The organism is Pseudomonas sp. Irchel 3H7 (assembly GCF_900187605.1).
Lineage (GTDB): Bacteria > Pseudomonadota > Gammaproteobacteria > Pseudomonadales > Pseudomonadaceae > Aquipseudomonas.
Genome location: NZ_FYEA01000013.1, coordinates 1 through 16583, shown reverse-complemented (window position 1 = coordinate 16583; position 16583 = coordinate 1). Strand labels below are relative to the sequence as shown.

Annotated in this window: 11 protein-coding genes; 6 read left to right on the top strand and 5 right to left on the bottom strand. The window is 60.6% G+C overall.

Translation table 11 applies throughout. From position 1 onward, the window contains the following. Window positions 1–128: 128 nt before the first annotated feature. A complete protein-coding gene (locus tag CKW38_RS23405; RefSeq protein WP_007910962.1) occupies window positions 129–827 on the top strand; it encodes an OmpW family protein in 699 nt (232 codons plus the stop codon). Window positions 828–1194: 367 nt separating this feature from the next. Here the strand turns inward: CKW38_RS23405 and CKW38_RS23400 are convergent, their stop codons facing one another. Beyond that, window positions 1195–2127: an NAD-dependent epimerase/dehydratase family protein gene (locus CKW38_RS23400; RefSeq protein WP_095113993.1), complete on the bottom strand. Its 933-nt coding sequence runs from the start codon at window positions 2125–2127 to the stop codon at window positions 1195–1197. Continuing rightward, on the bottom strand, window positions 2120–3004 hold the full coding sequence (locus CKW38_RS23395) for a sugar nucleotide-binding protein (RefSeq protein ID WP_095113992.1): 885 nt from the start codon (window positions 3002–3004) through the stop codon (window positions 2120–2122). The genes CKW38_RS23400 and CKW38_RS23395 overlap by 8 nt, the downstream gene beginning before the upstream one ends. Before the next feature lie 323 nt (window positions 3005–3327). On the opposite strand from CKW38_RS23395, the gene CKW38_RS23390 reads away from it, so the two are divergent. After that, window positions 3328–7614 (top strand): DEAD/DEAH box helicase, encoded by a 4287-nt coding sequence (locus tag CKW38_RS23390; RefSeq protein ID WP_095113991.1) that lies wholly within the window; start codon window positions 3328–3330, stop codon window positions 7612–7614. Window positions 7615–7756: 142 nt separating this feature from the next. On the opposite strand, the gene CKW38_RS23385 is transcribed toward CKW38_RS23390, so the two are convergent. Next, on the bottom strand, window positions 7757–9850 hold the full coding sequence (locus tag CKW38_RS23385) for a mechanosensitive ion channel family protein (RefSeq protein WP_007910972.1): 2094 nt from the start codon (window positions 9848–9850) through the stop codon (window positions 7757–7759). A gap of 401 nt (window positions 9851–10251) precedes the next feature. Here CKW38_RS23385 and CKW38_RS23380 point away from each other — a divergent pair, with 401 nt between their 5' ends. From CKW38_RS23380 to CKW38_RS23365, 4 genes are read left to right on the top strand one after another with little or no spacing between them, the layout of a single operon-like run. Continuing rightward, a complete protein-coding gene (locus CKW38_RS23380; RefSeq protein WP_095113990.1) occupies window positions 10252–11178 on the top strand; it encodes a DUF72 domain-containing protein in 927 nt (308 codons plus the stop codon). Continuing rightward, window positions 11175–11972 (top strand): endonuclease/exonuclease/phosphatase family protein, encoded by a 798-nt coding sequence (locus CKW38_RS23375; protein ID WP_007917196.1) that lies wholly within the window; start codon window positions 11175–11177, stop codon window positions 11970–11972. Before CKW38_RS23380 ends, CKW38_RS23375 begins: the two co-directional genes overlap by 4 nt. Then, entirely contained in the window at window positions 11969–13243 is a 1275-nt protein-coding gene (gene clsB / locus CKW38_RS23370; RefSeq protein WP_007917197.1) for a cardiolipin synthase ClsB, read from the top strand. The genes CKW38_RS23375 and clsB overlap by 4 nt, the downstream gene beginning before the upstream one ends. Then, entirely contained in the window at window positions 13240–14226 is a 987-nt protein-coding gene (locus CKW38_RS23365) for a lysylphosphatidylglycerol synthase domain-containing protein (protein WP_007917199.1), read from the top strand. Before clsB ends, CKW38_RS23365 begins: the two co-directional genes overlap by 4 nt. Before the next feature lie 115 nt (window positions 14227–14341). On the opposite strand, the gene CKW38_RS23360 is transcribed toward CKW38_RS23365, so the two are convergent. Both CKW38_RS23360 and CKW38_RS23355 read right to left on the bottom strand, forming a co-directional pair. After that, entirely contained in the window at window positions 14342–15100 is a 759-nt protein-coding gene (locus CKW38_RS23360) for a S9 family peptidase (RefSeq protein ID WP_007917206.1), read from the bottom strand. Next, window positions 15090–16199, bottom strand: coding sequence for a DUF3182 family protein (locus CKW38_RS23355; protein WP_095113989.1), 1110 nt, complete (start codon window positions 16197–16199; stop codon window positions 15090–15092). Before CKW38_RS23355 ends, CKW38_RS23360 begins: the two co-directional genes overlap by 11 nt. Window positions 16200–16583 lie beyond the last annotated feature (384 nt).

Sequence of the window (16583 nt, the reverse complement as noted above, 5' to 3'; positions counted from 1 at the left end):
CGATGGGGCCCTCAAGGTTGCACAGAAACCCGCCCCTTCACTGTTTCATTGAGCTGAGTCAAAAGACCGTATCAGTTGGCTTCGTACCATAGGACATCAGACATTTCTAACGTCCTTTCGGAGCCCCCATGAACAAGTCCTTGCTCAGCGCCTCGCTGTTTGCCCTCGCGCTCGCAGCCCCGCTCGCCCACGCCCACGAAGCCGGTGACATCCTCATCCGCGCCGGTGCGATCACCGTCAACCCGAAGGCCGACAGTTCCAGCGTCAAGGTCGATCAGGGTCCGTTGAGCGGCACCAATCTGGGCGGCAAGGCGACCATGAGCAGCGACACGCAACTGGGTCTGAACTTCGCCTACATGCTCACCGACCACGTCGGCCTCGAATTGCTCGCGGCGACGCCGTTCGAGCATGACGTCAAGCTCAAAGGCACTGCCCTGCCAGCGGCCAACGGCAAGCTCGGTACCCTGAAACACCTGCCGCCAACCCTCAGCGTCGTCTACTACCCGCTGGACTCGAAGTCGCCGTTCCAGCCGTATGTCGGTGGTGGTATCAACTACACCTGGATCTATGACGAACACGTCGGCAGCGAAGCGAGTGCCAACGGTTTCAGCAACTTCAAGGCGAAAAACTCCTGGGGTCTGGCCTGGCAGGTCGGTGCCGACTACATGCTGACCGACAACATCATGCTCAACGCCCAAGTGCGTTACATCGACATCGACACCCGCGCCACCGTCGAGAACAACGCCGTTGCCCCAGGCACACGCGCACGGGTAAATGTCGATGTCGATCCGTTCATCTACATGGTTGGTTTGGGCTATAAGTTCTAAGTCGAGTTATCGAACGTTCACGTGGTGGTGGATGAGGCTTGGTGGTGAGCAGGCATAGAACTGACGGCGACCGTACGCAGTTGATCGGGGGATAACATCCCCTTGCCACAGGAGTAGCGACATATTCCGGCCGTGAAAAAGGCGCCTGTCAAAGGGCGCCTTTTTCATGTCTGCCGCAAATGTTTAGCGTGAGTTGGATCATCCCCCTCACCCCAGCCCTCTCCCTCAGGGAGAGGGGGAAAGGGAGCCGATTTGTGTGCTCTTCAAAATCTGAGCTCAACCCGGTATCTCACGTCGGCGCATTTCTCACAAACGCTACGGTCAGTCCCCTCTCCCTCTGGGAGAGGGCTAGGGTGAGGGGCTTTTTTCAGGAGCGACCAAGCAACCGCGCCAAACCCACACTCATCGGCGTCTGCTGTGGCAGCTTGAAGCGTTCCAGCAGACGAGCGTTGTTCGCCCGCGAATGCCGGATATCACCGGAACGCGCCGGGCCATAGCTGATCGGCGGCAGCTCACCGACTACCGATTCAAGCGCCTGAAGCATCTGCTTGAGACTCATCGACTGATTCCAGCCGACGTTCACCGCACCGACTTCGACCTCAGACTTTTCGATCGCCTGCACCAGCAGATCGACCAGATCTTCGACGTACAGGAAATCGCGCGTCTGCTCACCATCACCGAACACCGTAATCGGCAAACCTTTCTGCGCACGTTCGCTGAAAATGCTGATCACCCCGGAATACGGCGAGGACGGATCCTGACGCGGGCCGAAGATATTGAAGAAACGGAAGATCACCGGTTCCAGGCCATGCTGGCGGCGATAGAAATCGAAATAATGCTCGCCCGCCAGTTTGTCCGAGGCATAAGGCGTCAGCGGCGCTTTGGACGTGTCTTCATCAATCGACTCGCCCTCGCCATTGTTGCCGTAGACCGCTGCGCTGGAGGCATACAACACACGTTTGACCCCGGCCAGACGCATGGCTTCGCAGACATTCAGCGTGCCAATGAAATTGCTCTGGTGTGTCTTCACCGGGTCATCCACCGACGCCTGCACCGACGCCACCGCCGCCAGGTGAGCGACCGCGCTGCAGCCCTGCATGGCCTTGGCCACCAGCGCCGCATCGGCGACATCACCGACAATCAGCTCGACCTTTGGATTGTCCAGCGGCAGGTTGCTGCGCTTGCCCGTCGACAAATCGTCGAGGATGCGCACCGAATGGCCTTGAGCAAGCAAGGCATCGGTCAGGTGCGAGCCAATGAAACCGGCTCCGCCGGTGATTAAAACAGTCCCTTCAGCCATGACGGTAGAACCTATCCAGTAAGCCCGGGAGTGCGGCACGCCAGGCGCGCGGCTTGATCCCGAAAGTGTGCAGAATTTTTTTGCAGGCCAGCACGGCGTGTTGCGGCTCTTCGCTAGCGTCCGGCCGCGCGGCGTGAGCCTGGGCGGTCGGCGCTTCGATGGCCAGAGCGTGCAGGCTGCGCGCTTCGGTCAGAATCGCCTGGCCCAGCGCCAGCGGCGTGGTCGCCTCGTGGCCTGCGTAATGGTAAGTGCCCCACAGCGGCGCGGCGCAATCGAGTTGCTTGAGCACCGAAATGATCACGCGCGCGGCATCGTCGACCGGGGTCGGATTGCCACGGCGGTCATCGGCCAGGAGCAATTCTTCTGGCTGCTCGGCACGAGCGAGGAAACGCCCGAGGGTGCCGTCCGGGCTGTCATCAAGCAGCCAGCCGAAGCGCAGCAGTACATGTTGCGGGCACGTGGCGCGAACGCTTTGTTCGATGCGCCACAATGCCTGACCGCGCAGACCCAGCGGCACCGGTTCGTCTTTTTCGCTGTACGCCGTGGCACGCGAACCATCGAACACCCGATAACTGGAAGGCTGGACGAGGACGATGTTGTGGTGCTGGCACAGTTCGGCCAGACGCTCGATCGCACGTTCCTGCCCGGCCATGCGGCTTTCGCTGACGGCCTCGGCCTGGAACCAGTCGAAATAGTAGGCGAGGTTGATCAACGCATCGGGACGGGTGTCGTCGAGCAGTTGCGTCAGGCTCGCGGCATCCCAGCCGTTTTCGGGCGGGCGGGGGGCGAGGAAACCGATGTCTTCCTCTGCACCGAGGCGAATCAGCGCCTGCCCAAGGGCATTTCCGCCGCCCAGTAACATAAGGCGCATTCGCATAGAGTCAGCAGGCCCAGTCTGATTGGAACGATGGCTTTAGCGACGGATCTCGTGGAACCGTCGTCGATAATTACCGGAATCGTTGCATTTTGCGGGTTTAGTGCGCAACCGTCATCCGTAAAGTGTAGATCGCCGGGATTTGTGTCGTGGCAACTGGCACCATCGCTGGCAAGCCAGCTCCCACAGGGTCCAGCGCTGATTACAAATTCTGTGAACGACATCAATCCGTGTGGGAGCTGGCTTGCCAGCGAAGAGGCCCGCCTAGACGCTGAAGATCCCAGCGGTACTTGCATCTTCCCACCCGCGCCCGCATAACTTAAGCCATGAATCTGCCCATCCCCACGGACGCGGACCTGGCAGGCTTTCACCCCGCCGTCAGCGCCTGGTTCAGCAACACGTTCCCGACGGTCACCGCCGCCCAGGCGCGCGCATGGCCGTTGATCCGCCAGCGCCGTTCGACGCTGATCGCCGCGCCCACTGGCTCCGGCAAAACCCTCACCGCGTTTCTCGCCGTGCTCGACGACCTCGTCCACCGAGGCCTGGACAATCCCGACGGTCTACCCGACGAAACGCTGGTGGTCTACGTCTCGCCGCTGAAGGCGCTGTCCAACGACATTCGCATCAACCTGCAAAACCCGCTGGCAGGGATCACCGGACAACTGCGGCAGATGGGTCTGCCCGAGCTGCAAATCACCACCGCCGTGCGCACCGGTGACACCCCGCAGAAAGAACGTGCGGCCATGCGCAAATCGGCGCCGCACATTCTGGTGACCACGCCGGAATCACTCTACGTGCTGCTCGGATCCGAATCCGGACGGAAAATGCTCGGCACCACACGGACAGTGATCATCGATGAAATCCACGCGATGGCCGCTGGCAAACGCGGCAGTCATCTGGCCCTCAGTCTTGAACGCCTGCAGGCGTTGTGCGCCGAACCGCTGACCCGTATCGGTCTATCCGCTACGCAGAAACCGGTCGAAGCCGTGGCGCAATTTCTTGTCGGCCATGAGCGTCCCTGCGAGATCATCGATATCGGCCACGCCCGGCCACGGGACCTTGGTATTGAGGTGCCGCCGGTGCCGTTGTCGGCAGTGATGGCCAACGATGTCTGGGAATTGGTCTACGACCGCCTCGCTGAACTCGCTCGCGAGCACCGCACCACGCTGATTTTCGTCAACACCCGGCGCCTCGCCGAGCGCCTGAGCCGGCACCTCAGCGAACGCCTCGGCAAGCACGCGGTGGCCGCGCATCACGGCAGTCTGGCCAAGGAGTTTCGCCTCGACGCCGAACAACGCCTCAAGCGCGGCGAACTGCAGGTATTGATCGCTACCGCCTCGCTGGAACTGGGCATCGATATCGGTGAAGTCGATCTGGTCTGCCAGATTGCTTCGCCGCGCTCCATCGCCGGGTTTCTGCAAAGGGTTGGCCGTTCCGGGCACCAGGTGGGCGGCACACCCAAGGGCCGATTGTTCGCCACCACCCGCGACGACCTGATCGAATGCGCCGCCCTGCTCGACTGCGTGCGCCGTGGCGAACTCGATACCTTGCACATCCCGGTCGCGCCGCTGGATGTTTTGGCGCAGCAGATCATCGCCGAAGTCAGTTGTCAGGAATGGCCGGAGGACGCCTTACTGGCGATGTTCCGCCAAGCCTCGCCTTATCGCGACCTCGACGAAAAACACTATCAGGCCCTGCTGAGCATGCTCGCCGAAGGCTACAACGGTCGCCAAGGCATTCGCAGCGCGTACCTGCACCGCGACGCCGTCAGTCGCACCTTGCGTGGCCGTCGCGGTTCACAACTGACCGCCGTGACCAGCGGCGGCACCATTCCCGATAACGCCGACTACAGCGTCATGCTCGAACCGCAAGGCCTGAACATCGGCAGCGTCAACGAAGACTTCGCCGTGGAAAGCATCGCCGGCGATGTGTTCCAGCTTGGCAATACCTCCTACCGGATCCTGCGCGTGGAAACCGGCAAGGTGCGTGTCGAAGATGCCCACGGCCAGCCGCCGACCATTCCATTCTGGCTCGGCGAAGCGCCGGGGCGCAGCGATGAATTGTCATCCGCTGTCGCACGTCTGCAAGCACAACTCGACGAGCTACTCGGTGCCAGCCCCGGCGATCTGCAACCGGCGCTCGACTGGCTGACGCAGACCCTCGGCCTCAACCGCGCCAGCGCCGAACAACTGGTCGAATACCTCGCTCGCGCCCGGCAAACCCTCGGCGCCCTGCCTTCGCAGGACACGCTGCTGATGGAGCGGTTTTTCGACGAGTCCGGCGGCACCCAACTGATCATCCATTCACCGTTCGGCAGCCGCATCAACCGCGCCTGGGGCCTGGCCCTGCGCAAGCGTTTCTGTCGCACCTTCAACTTCGAATTGCAGGCCGCCGCCAGCGAGGACGCCATCGTGCTGTCGCTGTCCACCAGCCACAGCTTTGAACTCGACGATATCTGGCGTTACCTGCACAGCAACAGCGCCGAGCACATCCTCATTCAAGCGGTGCTTGATGCGCCGCTGTTCGGCGTGCGCTGGCGCTGGAACGCCGGGGTGGCGCTGGCGCTGCCGCGTTTCACCGGCGGGCGCAAAGTTGCGCCGCAGTTGCAGCGGATGAAAAGCGAAGACCTGATTGCCAGCGTGTTTCCCGATCAGATTGCCTGCCTGGAAAACCTCGCCGGTGAACGCGAAATTCCCGAGCATCCGTTGATCGAGCAGACACTGGACGATTGCCTGCATGAGGCGATGGACAGCGAAGGCTGGCTCAATCTGCTGCGGCGCATGGAGCGTGGCGAGGTGCGTTTGATCAGCCGCGACCTGCCGGCGCCCTCGCCGCTCGCCGCTGAAATTCTCAGTGCGCGGCCGTACACCTTTCTCGACGACGCACCGCTGGAAGAACGCCGTACTCAGGCGGTGATCAACCGGCGCTGGAGCGATCCGCAATCGACCGATGATCTCGGTGCACTGGATGCGGACGCGATTGCCGCCGTGCGTGAAGAAGCCTGGCCGACGCCGAACGCTGTGGACGAAATGCATGAGGCGCTGATGAGCCTGGCGTGCATCAGCGATGAGGAAGTGCAAGCGAACGAAGGCTGGCGCGCATGGCTGGAAACCCTGGCCCGCAGCGGGCGCGCCTGCCGTTTGCAGATCGACTCCGAGCATTGTTTATGGCTCGCGCGCGAGCGCCTGACCTGCCTGCAAACGCTTTATCCACAGGCGATTCTGCAACCCGAGCTGGAGGCGTTGCCGGGATTCGCTGAAATCTGGACGTTCGATGCAGCACTGGTCGAGGTGATCCGCGCACGCCTCGGTGCCTTCGGACCGCTGCCGTTACCCGCGATTGCCGAACCGCTCGCGCTGCCGACCGCTCAAGTCCATCAAACCCTCGCGCAACTGGAACGCGAAGGTTATGTGCTGCGCGGTCAGTTCACGCCCAAGGTCAACGTTGAAGAATGGTGCGAACGGCATCTGCTCGCGCGCATTCATCGCTACACGGTCAAACGCCTGCGCCGGGAAATCGAGCCGGTGGCGTTGCAGGATTTCATGCGCTTTCTGTTCGACTGGCAGCATCTTTCGCCCGCGATTCGCGGTCAGGGCAGCGCCGTATTGCCTGCGATTGTCGGCCAGTTCGAAGGTTACGCGGCGGCGGCTTCGGCGTGGGACAGCGACCTTCTCCCGGCCCGTCTCAGGGACTATTCACCGAGCTGGCTGGATGACCTGTGCCGCAACGGCAAACTGGTGTGGATGCGCCTCAGTGCCCGGCAAAAAGTCAGTGGCACGGCATTGCGCAGCACGCCGATCGTGTTGCTGCCACGCAGTCAGGTCGGTTTGTGGAGCGCGTTGGCCGAACAGACCCCAGTGAGCGAACTCTCGCCGAAAACCCAGAAGGTATTTGAAGCTTTGAGTCAGCACGGTGCGCTGTTTTTCGATGAGCTGATTCATGAAGCGCACCTGCTGCGCACCGAGCTGGAGATCGCCTTGCAGGAGCTGGTCGGCGCCGGCCTGGTGAATGCCGACAGCTTCGCCGGCCTGCGCGCGTTGATCACCCCGGCAAGCAAGCGCCAGCAGCGCAGCAGTAGGCGTGGGCGCGGGGCGTTTATCGGTGGGATGGACGATGCCGGGCGCTGGGCGTTGTTGCGGCGTGGCGCGGCTGTGGATAACAGCGAGACGCTGGAGCACGTCGCGATGACGTTGTTGCGGCGCTATGGCGTGGTGTTCTGGCGCTTGCTGGAGCGTGAGGCGGACTGGTTGCCGAGTTGGCGAGAATTGCTGCGTACCTTTCATCGGCTGGAAGCGCGGGGCGAGATTCGTGGCGGGCGGTTTGTCAGTGGTTTGGCGGGGGAACAGTTTGCCTTGCCTGAGGCGATTCCGTTATTGCGCGAAGTCCGTCGGCGGCCGCATGACGGCAGTCTGGTAGCGGTGTGTGGGGTTGATCCGCTGAATCTGGCCGGGACATTATTGCCGGGGGTGAAAGTGCCGGCGCTGGTGAGTAATCGGCTGGTGTATCGCGATGGTTTGCCAGTAGCGGCGGAGATTGCCGGCAAGCAACAATTCTGGCTGGAGCTGGATCAGATTGATATGGAGCAGGTGCGCAGCAAGCTGATCCGGCATTGAGGGTGACTGTTCTGGCCTCATCGCTGGCAACCCAGCTCCCACAGTGATTTGTGGTATGCCTTCTATTCCAGCATCACCAAAAACCCTGTGGGAGCTGGGTTGCCAGCGATGAGGTCAGCACTAACACCAAAAAATCCACCGGTTAAGTCCGCGACTCCTGCGGCACCTCGCTCGCCACCACAGTCCCCTCCTGCTCCCGCTTTGGCAACAAAACCTGCTGTGGATAAGTCTGCGCGAAATGCACGGTCGCGGTGTTATCCACAAGCTTCTTCAAACGCTGGTTGAACGCCCGGCTCACCGCATACTGCCCACCGGACACCGTGCGGAACTGCGCCGTCAGCACCACGCCGTTCAAATCCATCTTGTCGACGCCAAACACATCCAGCGGCCCTTGCAGGTTGTACTTGAGGAACGGGTCTTCGCGGATCGAATCACCGGTTTCTCGAATCAGTTCGATGGCTTTATCCACATCCGTGTCATAAGTGAACTGCACCGAGAAAAACGCAAAGGCAAACTGCCGCGATTGGTTGGTCACTGCCTTGATCTGACCAAACGGCACCGAGTGCACAAACCCTTTACCGTCACGCAGACGCAGCGTGCGAATGGTCAGCCCTTCGACTGTACCGGCGTGCCCGGAATCGAGCACCACCCAATCGCCAATCGACAGGGTGTCTTCGATGATGATGAACAGCCCGGTGATCACGTCCTGCACCAGTTGCTGCGAGCCGAAACCGATGGCCAGACCGACCACCCCGGCTCCGGCCAGCAATGGCGCGACGTTGATCCCCAGATTGGCCATGGTGGTGATCGCACAGATCACCACGAGGATGATTTTGATCGCGTTGCGCAGCAGCGGCAAAATGGTTTTTACCCGCGTACTCGGCTGGCGCGCCGCGCGTTTGCTGAGCGGCGGCTTCAGCGCTTCCTGGATCGCCGTGTCGAGTACCACCCACAACAACCACGTCACCAGGAAGATCAAACCAATGCTGCTTAACGCGTTGCTGATTGCTCTTCCGACCGTGCTGCTCTGGGCAAAATCGAGCAACGACACGCCCCAGATCCGTCCGAGAATATCGATGAAGGCAATGGCGATGACGATCCGCAGCAACGCGTGAAGCAGACTGAGAAAACGTTCCTTGTAGGCGCTGCTGCGCTGGATCGCTTCGGCCTTTCGTGACTTGAACAAGTGCTGCAGGATCGTGCTGAGGAATACCGTGCCGATTAACAAAACCGTGGTGAACAGCGCGCAGCGCAGGGCTTTCTGATTGTCCTCGCCGATACCGATCAGATTGACCGCCGAGACCAGCACCATCAGCACGATCGGCCAGTACCACAGCCCGGAAAAGATCCGCAGCGACTCCTGCAACGAGGGTTGTTTCAAGCGCTGGCTCAGCGAACGATTGCGGATCAGATGCGCCACCGGGCGACGCAGGCGAATCACCAGCAGACCGAAAATCACCGAGGCGATCAGGCCGGTAAATACCGCGACGCTGCTGGTGATATTGCCGCCCAGTTGGCGGGCGATCTGCGGGCTGGTCAGCGCATCGCTGAGGGCGGCGAGAAAGCCGATCAGGAACAGCGGTCGCGGGCAGTAATTACGGATGATCCGCGCCGCCGGGCGTTTGTGGCCGACGTTGAACATCACCACCACACACAACAACATCGAGGTGGAAAAGATGCCGCTGCTGGTGGCGTAGGCCAGACACAGCGCCAGCGCGCGTCCCACCGAGGCTTGCAGAAAATGGCTGACGTAGAGGGTCAGCGGCAGGCAGATCAGCGCTGGAATGGTGTAAGGCAGCAAGTAACCAATCAGATCCTGACTACGCTGACGGGTACGCAACCAGCGACCCTCGCGCAGGCGTTTGGTCAACAGGCTGCCGAGCACGGTGAGCAGCGCGAAACTGCCGAGCCAAGTGCCGGACAAAGAGAGGAAATCCCCGGCGACGCTCCAGCCCGAGCGATTCGACGGCTGGTTGACCAGTTTGTCCACTTCATCGGCGGCGCGATCAGCGCGCAGGCGCCAGGCATCGACCAGGTGTTCGTTGAGATCGAGTTTGTCTTGTACATCATCGATGCTCGAACTGATCGCACCGAGCAGCCCGCCCTGCACAATCGGTTCGGGTTTGGCCGCTTCTTCGGTGGCGGCCGGGACGCCCGGCAATGCGGCGGCGTCGATTTCACTGGCGCCGAGAAACAGCAGTGCTCCCAGCAGAATAGCGATCCTGAACTTGCCCAAAACTCCGATCTCCCTTGGCTGAACCTGTAAGGAACTGATCAAGTTTTGTGTGGCAAGTTCAAGAGCCCCCTCACCCTAGCCCTCTCCCAGAGGGAGAGGGCTAGGGTGAGTTGCCTGATCCGGCTGCACCGATCTGAAAGTCCGGAGTCGAACTCAGACCCTGAAAACCATAAAAACCAGCTCCCTTCCCCCTTGTTTTTCGAACTCAAACCCTGAAAACCCTGAAGATCTGCTCCCATCCCCCTCGCCCCCTCTGGGGGAGAGGGTTGGGGTGAGGGGGAGCGCTTTTGATCTTTGCCTTAAAGACGTGTGACCGTCCGTAATGCCATCGAAACTTTCCCGAAACGCGCGCAGTCATCAAAAGATACCGGCAACACGAGGACTTTCGACGGGAGGGTGGCATGGCAACGATTCACATCGGTATTTCCGGCTGGCGCTACGAACCGTGGCGCGGGGACTTCTACCCCAAGGGACTGGCGCAGAAACGCGAATTGCAGTTCGCTTCGCGGGCGCTCAACAGCATCGAAATCAATGGATCGTTCTACGCCCTGCAACGGCCGGAGCGCTATGCGCAGTGGTACGCCGAAACGCCCGACGACTTCGTCTTCAGCGTCAAGGCGCCGCGTTTCATCACCCACATCCGCCGCTTGCGCGAGATCGAAAAACCGTTGGCCAATTTCTTCGCCTCCGGGGTGCTGGAACTCAAAGAAAAACTCGGACCGATCCTTTGGCAGTTTCCGCCGAACTTCAAATTCGAGCCTGAGCGCTTTGAACATTTCCTCGCACTATTGCCCCACGACACCGAAGCCGCCGCCACCCTCGCCCATCAACACGACGCTCACCTGCACGGCCACGCCAGCATGAAAGCCTGGCGTAAAAAACCACTGCGCCATGCTGTGGAAATCCGCAACGAGAGCTTCATCGACCCCGAGTTCGTACGCTTGTTGAAGCGCCACAACACCGCGCTGGTGATCGCTGACACCGCGAACAAATGGCCGTACCGCGAAGACCTGACCAGCGACTTTGTCTACCTGCGCCTGCACGGCGCCGAAGAACTCTACGCCAGCGGCTACACCGCACCAGCCCTCAAGCGCTGGGCCGAACGCATCGACGCCTGGCACCACGGCGAGCAACCAAAAGACGCGCACCTGATCGCGCCACGCTTGAAGCCGCGCGCGCGCAAATCCCGTGAAGTGTTCTGCTATTTCGACAACGACATCAAAGTCCGCGCACCGTATGACGCGCGCGATCTGTTGCATCGTTTCGAGCTGGACAAGGACCTCGCCACCACCCCCGGCGAACCCGCTGGCGAAGGAGTGTTGGCATGAGTATTCCAGAGCCGGTTGGCTTTACCGATGAGGGCTCGGTGGTTGCGCCGTCCGTGCGGACGTTCACCGTACTGACGGTCAATACCCACAAGGGTTTTACCGCACTGAATCGGCGCTTCATCCTGCCGGAACTGCGCGAAGCGGTGCGCAGCGTCGCGGCCGATGTGGTGTTTCTGCAGGAAGTCCACGGCACCCACGAGCATCATCCCAAGCGCTACAGCAACTGGCCGACAATGCCGCAGTACGAGTTTCTCGCCGACAGCCTGTGGCCGCAGTTCGCCTACGGGCGCAATGCGGTGTACCCGGAGGGCGATCACGGCAATGCGCTGCTGTCGAAATTCCAGATCATCCGCCACGACAATCTCGACGTGTCGATCAGCGGCCACGAAAACCGTGGCCTGCTGCATTGCGTGTTGCGCCTGCCCGGTGATGGCACCGAAGTGCATGCGATCTGCGTGCATCTGGGCCTGCGCGAAAGTCATCGCAACGCGCAACTGGATTTGCTCATGCAACGCCTGGCGGAGTTGCCCAACGACGCGCCAGTGATCGTTGCCGGCGACTTCAACGACTGGCGCCAGCGCGCCGATGCACAACTCAAACCCTGCGGCTTGCGCGAAGTATTCGCCGAGCACCAGGGCAAACCGGCGCGCAGTTTTCCGGCACGTTTGCCGGCGCTGCGGCTCGATCGTATTTACGTACGCAACCTCAAGGCCAGCCAACCGAAGGTCCTGGCCAACCGTCCCTGGTCGCACCTTTCCGACCATGTCCCGTTATCGGTGGAGATCGAACTATGAGCAGCGCGCCGCTGGAGAAATCCGCCGTGGAACCGATCGCCATCAACCCGCCGATCCGTGAGCCCGGCCATGTTGATGTCGAGTACAGCTGGCAGGGCAACAACCGTGTGCAATTACTGGAAAACGGCGAGGAGTATTTCCCTCGTGTGTTCGAAGCGATGCGCGCAGCGAAAAGTGAAATCCTCCTCGAGACCTTTATCGTTTTCGAAGACAAGGTCGGTGCCGAGTTACAGGAGATTCTGATCGACGCTGCCCGGCGTGGCGTGCGCACCACGGTCAGCCTCGACGGCTTTGGTTGCGGCGAGTTGAGCACCGGTTATCTGACCGCGCTGAGCGAGGCCGGCGTGCATCTGCAAATCTTCGATCCGGCACCGAAACGCCTGGGCATTCGCACCAACTGGTTCCGGCGTTTGCACCGCAAGATTGTGGTGGTCGACGGCCTGATCGCGTTTATTGGTGGGATCAACTTTTCCGGCGATCACCTGGCCGATTTCGGCCCCGAAGCCAAGCAGGATTATTCGGTGGAAATTCAGGGCCCGGCGGTCGCCGACATCCATCATTTTGCCCTGCTGCAAAGTGGTCGGCCGGGCCGTGCGCGGTTCTGGTGGCAACGTCGGCGTCAACGTCGCGCGGAGATGGCTTTCGATGACCACGACGGTCAGGTGCGCCTGGTATTCCGCGACAACGACCAGCACCACTCCGATATCGAAGATGTGTATTTGCAGGTACTGCGCCGGGCCAAGCGCCGCGTGGTGATCGCCAACGCCTACTTCTTCCCCGGTTACCGTTTGCTGCGGGAAATCCGCAACGCGGCACGTCGCGGGGTCGAGGTGCGCCTGATTCTGCAGGGTCAACCGGACATGCTGGTGGCCAAACTGGCGGCGCGCATGACCTACGACTACTTGCTCAAGGCCGGCGTGCAAATCCACGAATATTGCCAGCGCCCGCTGCACGGCAAAGTGGCGCTGGTCGACGAAGAATGGAGCACGGTCGGCTCGAGCAATCTCGACCCGCTGAGCCTGTCGCTGAATCTGGAAGCCAATGTGCTGATCCGCGACCGCGCTTTCAATCAGCATTTGTTCGAACGCCTCGACGACCTCAGCCAGAACCACTGCAAAGCCATGGACGCCAGCAAGTCCCCGCGCGGGCGCATCTGGCACATGACCGTAGGGTTTCTGGTGTTCCACTTTCTGCGGCATTTCCCGGCGATGGCCGGATGGTTGCCAGCACATAAACCACGGCTCAAGCCATTTCGAGGGAACACGCCATGAGCCACTCCGAAGCGCACCCGAGCGGCCATGCGGCGCCAGCCACCCATTCGAAATGGAGTCGCTGGAAGCGCCCGTTGACCCTGCTGTTTTTCCTCGCGCTGATTGTCTTGCTGACGATGTTCGCCACGCGCATCGAATGGGCCGAAGTCCTGCAAACCCTGGCCGACTTCAAGGTGCGCACGTTGATCATCGCCGCTGGCGTGACTTTGCTGAGCTTTCTCACCTACGCCAGTTTTGACCTGATCGGCCGCACTTACATTCGTCAGGACCTGACCTGGAAACAGATTCTGCCGGTGGGGATCATCAGCTATGCGTTCAACTTGAATCTGAGCGCGTGGGTGGGCGGCATCGCCATGCGCTATCGGCTGTATTCGCGTCTTGGCGTGAGCAAAAGCAACATCGCCAAGATCCTCGGTTTGAGCCTGGCGACCAATTGGTTTGGCTACATGACCATTGCCGGCGTGGTGTTCAGCAGTGGATTGGTGACAATGCCACCGGGCTGGAAAATCAGCAGCAGTGCGCTGCAAGGCATCGGCGTTCTGCTGCTGTTGATCAGCGTCGGCTATCTGGCCGCTTGTCAGTTTTCCAAACGCCGCGAGTGGTCGATCCGCGGCGTGGAAATCAACCTGCCGTCATTGCGCATGGCGGTCTTGCAACTACTGCTCGGCGCGTTGAACTGGTCGCTGATGGCGGCGGTGATTTTCACCTTGCTGCCGAGCAAACTGGATTATCCGTTGGTGCTGGGCGTGTTGTTGATCAGCGCGATTGCCGGGGTCATTACGCATATTCCGGCGGGCCTTGGGGTGCTGGAGGCGGTGTTTGTGGCGTTGCTGCAACACGAGGCTTCACGCGGCAGTCTGGTGGCGGGATTGCTGGCGTATCGGGCGATTTATTTTCTGTTGCCGTTGTTGATCACGGTGGTGATGTATCTGGTGGTTGAGGCCAAGGCCAAGGCGCTTCGGATCGAGAAAAACCCCTCTTGAGTTAGTTTTTGAATTCGAAATCGCTATCGCGAGCAGGCTCACTCCTACAAGTGAACGCATTCCAAAATGTAGGAGTGAGCCTGCTCGCGATAGCGTTCGAAAGAACACTAAAAAATCATGCTGATTGAATAATGCTCAACCGCTCGCCCACAACCATCTCGGTAATCCAGTCCACCAGAATCGAGGTGTAAGCCTGCTGCGACACCGGCTCGCTCAACGCATGATCGGCGCCGTCGATAATCCGGTGCGTCAACGAATGCGTCTGCTGGCACGCCGCGCGGTAACTCATGATCGCCGCGTGGGGCACGTAGTCATCGGTTTCTGACTCCACCAGCAACACATCCCCGGTGAATTGCGAACACGCATGCAGCGCCCGATTGGTGTCCGCGCGCACCAGCGTGCTGCGGTAATCACGCAAATCGGCCTTGTCCAGCTCACGCTTGGGCGTATGCCATTGCTCGTCGCGATACAGCGCCGGAACGCGCAACGCCAGCCAGCGCACCGGGCGCAGCGAGGTGAGGATCGCCGCCAGGTAACCGCCATAACTGGTGCCGACCACGGCGATCGCCGAGGTATCGAGTGCTGGATGCGCGAGCAAGCGGTCATAGGCCGCGAGCAAATCACGCAGGTTATCTTCGCGGGTAACGCGGGTCAGCGGAATCCCGGTGCCGCCGGTATGCCCGCGCAAGTCGAAGGTCAGGCACACACAACCTAGACCGGCAATGCCTTTGGCGCGCTCAAGGTCGCGCTCCTGGCTACCGCCCCAACCATGTACAAACAACACCCCCGGCACTTTCGATTTGGGACTGAGAAAGGTCCCGCTCATCTGTTCATCATCAATGTCGATTTGAATGCTTTCGCTTCTAGCCGTCATAGGATTTGACCGTTACGTATTTGAGGAGAAATTCGCTGTTCTCAGCCGGGCCGCGATAGACCTCGATGGCGTCCGCCGGCAGCGGCTGATCGATATAGGTTTCCACCGATGACACGCGAATCGCACGCATCCCCGGATCGTTGACGAAGCTTTGCAACGCCGCGACTTCAGCACTGCTGGCGCCGCCCATGCGCCAGGATTGTTCGAGCACGCCGCTGCGGGATTTACCGTTGCTGTCCAGGCCCTGGGCAATGTCGTAATTGCGTCGCGAGGCGTAGAAGCGTGGGTAAGCCTCATCGGCGGCAGCGTCGAAAACCTGCGCCTGCTCAATGGCCAGACGCACATCGTCGGGCAGGTTCAACTTCAGCAGTTCGTCATAATCACCCTGCACCACCAGCAGATTCGAGCCGCCGTAGACCTCTTCGCCGTGGGCATCCTTGGTCAAGTATTGATCACCGCAGTAACTCAGCACCTTATCGCCGATGAATGACTGGCCGACGCTGTGGGTGACCACGTCGCTCAAGTCCTGTTCCAGCACCACACCCTCACTGAACTGTTTTTCAATGTCAGGGCGGGCAAGAATGTCGTCGAAGGCATCAAGGCTCTTGATCACTTCCTGGCCACGACCGGCGCAGGCGTGAACCGGCTTCAAGCGGATCGGGCCGTTGTACAGTAAGTGCTCGGCAGCGGGCCGCGCGTCTTCCAGCGCAAAAACGCTGAGGCCATCAAGGACCACGTTACGCACGCGCTCGGAAAACAATGGCGACCAGCCTTGCGGCGCGTGCGCCAGATGACTGCGCAGGCCGTGGCTGATGGCTTTGGTGCAGATGAAGTCGTGTTCGACGAACCCGCCCCACAGATCCTCCGGTCCCTTGATACCGAGTGCGCGAGCGCTGGCCGGGCCGACAATGGTTTGCGTCGGCAGTAAATACAGATCACGACCCTGGTGTTTTTCAGCGTCATAGCTGCCGCCGAACTTGCACCCGAGAATCTGCGCCAGCCAGCGGGCCAGCGCTTTGTTGGTCTGTACTTCGTGTTGTGGCGCGTCGGGGCGCACCGAGTGGGCGACGACGATTTTCCTGCGGGGTGTCGGGGTCATGCGTTCCCCTTCCATCGGTTCGATGACTGTAGCGGTGAGAGGTGCAGAGATCAGGCCAATGACCGATCTCCGAAAATTCTAGGCCAATCAGAAACTTGCCAGAATCGTGCTGGCACCACGCCTGTTTCAATCTGCACGACCGCGCGCAAAACCCCGGCAATTTGCACGATCTATAGTCCTGTGGAGTTCAATGTGGGAGCTAGCCTGCTCGCGAAGGCGTCGTGTCAGTCGACATCAAAATTACAGCCCCCACCGCTTTCGCGAGCAGGCTCGCTTGTATGGTAGGACTTGAAGGGAGGAGGAGGGACAAGGCTCGATTCTGACTGTTGACGCAGCACAGACCGTGGGAGATTTCGCCCCTCCTCCTTTCACCCAAGCGCCGAT

What these genes read in the sequence shown, in the direction of transcription:
- CKW38_RS23395 (WP_095113992.1), bottom strand. Translation starts at nt 3,004, where the DNA reads ATGCGAATGCGCCTTATGTTACTGGGCGGCGGAAATGCCCTTGGGCAG.
- CKW38_RS23360 (WP_007917206.1), bottom strand. Translation starts at nt 15,100, where the DNA reads ATGACGGCTAGAAGCGAAAGCATTCAAATCGACATTGATGATGAACAG.
- clsB (WP_007917197.1), top strand. Translation starts at nt 11,969, where the DNA reads ATGAGCAGCGCGCCGCTGGAGAAATCCGCCGTGGAACCGATCGCCATC.
- CKW38_RS23365 (WP_007917199.1), top strand. Translation starts at nt 13,240, where the DNA reads ATGAGCCACTCCGAAGCGCACCCGAGCGGCCATGCGGCGCCAGCCACC.
- CKW38_RS23355 (WP_095113989.1), bottom strand. Translation starts at nt 16,199, where the DNA reads ATGACCCCGACACCCCGCAGGAAAATCGTCGTCGCCCACTCGGTGCGC.
- CKW38_RS23405 (WP_007910962.1), top strand. Translation starts at nt 129, where the DNA reads ATGAACAAGTCCTTGCTCAGCGCCTCGCTGTTTGCCCTCGCGCTCGCA.
- CKW38_RS23390 (WP_095113991.1), top strand. Translation starts at nt 3,328, where the DNA reads ATGAATCTGCCCATCCCCACGGACGCGGACCTGGCAGGCTTTCACCCC.
- CKW38_RS23375 (WP_007917196.1), top strand. Translation starts at nt 11,175, where the DNA reads ATGAGTATTCCAGAGCCGGTTGGCTTTACCGATGAGGGCTCGGTGGTT.
- CKW38_RS23380 (WP_095113990.1), top strand. Translation starts at nt 10,252, where the DNA reads ATGGCAACGATTCACATCGGTATTTCCGGCTGGCGCTACGAACCGTGG.
- CKW38_RS23400 (WP_095113993.1), bottom strand. Translation starts at nt 2,127, where the DNA reads ATGGCTGAAGGGACTGTTTTAATCACCGGCGGAGCCGGTTTCATTGGC.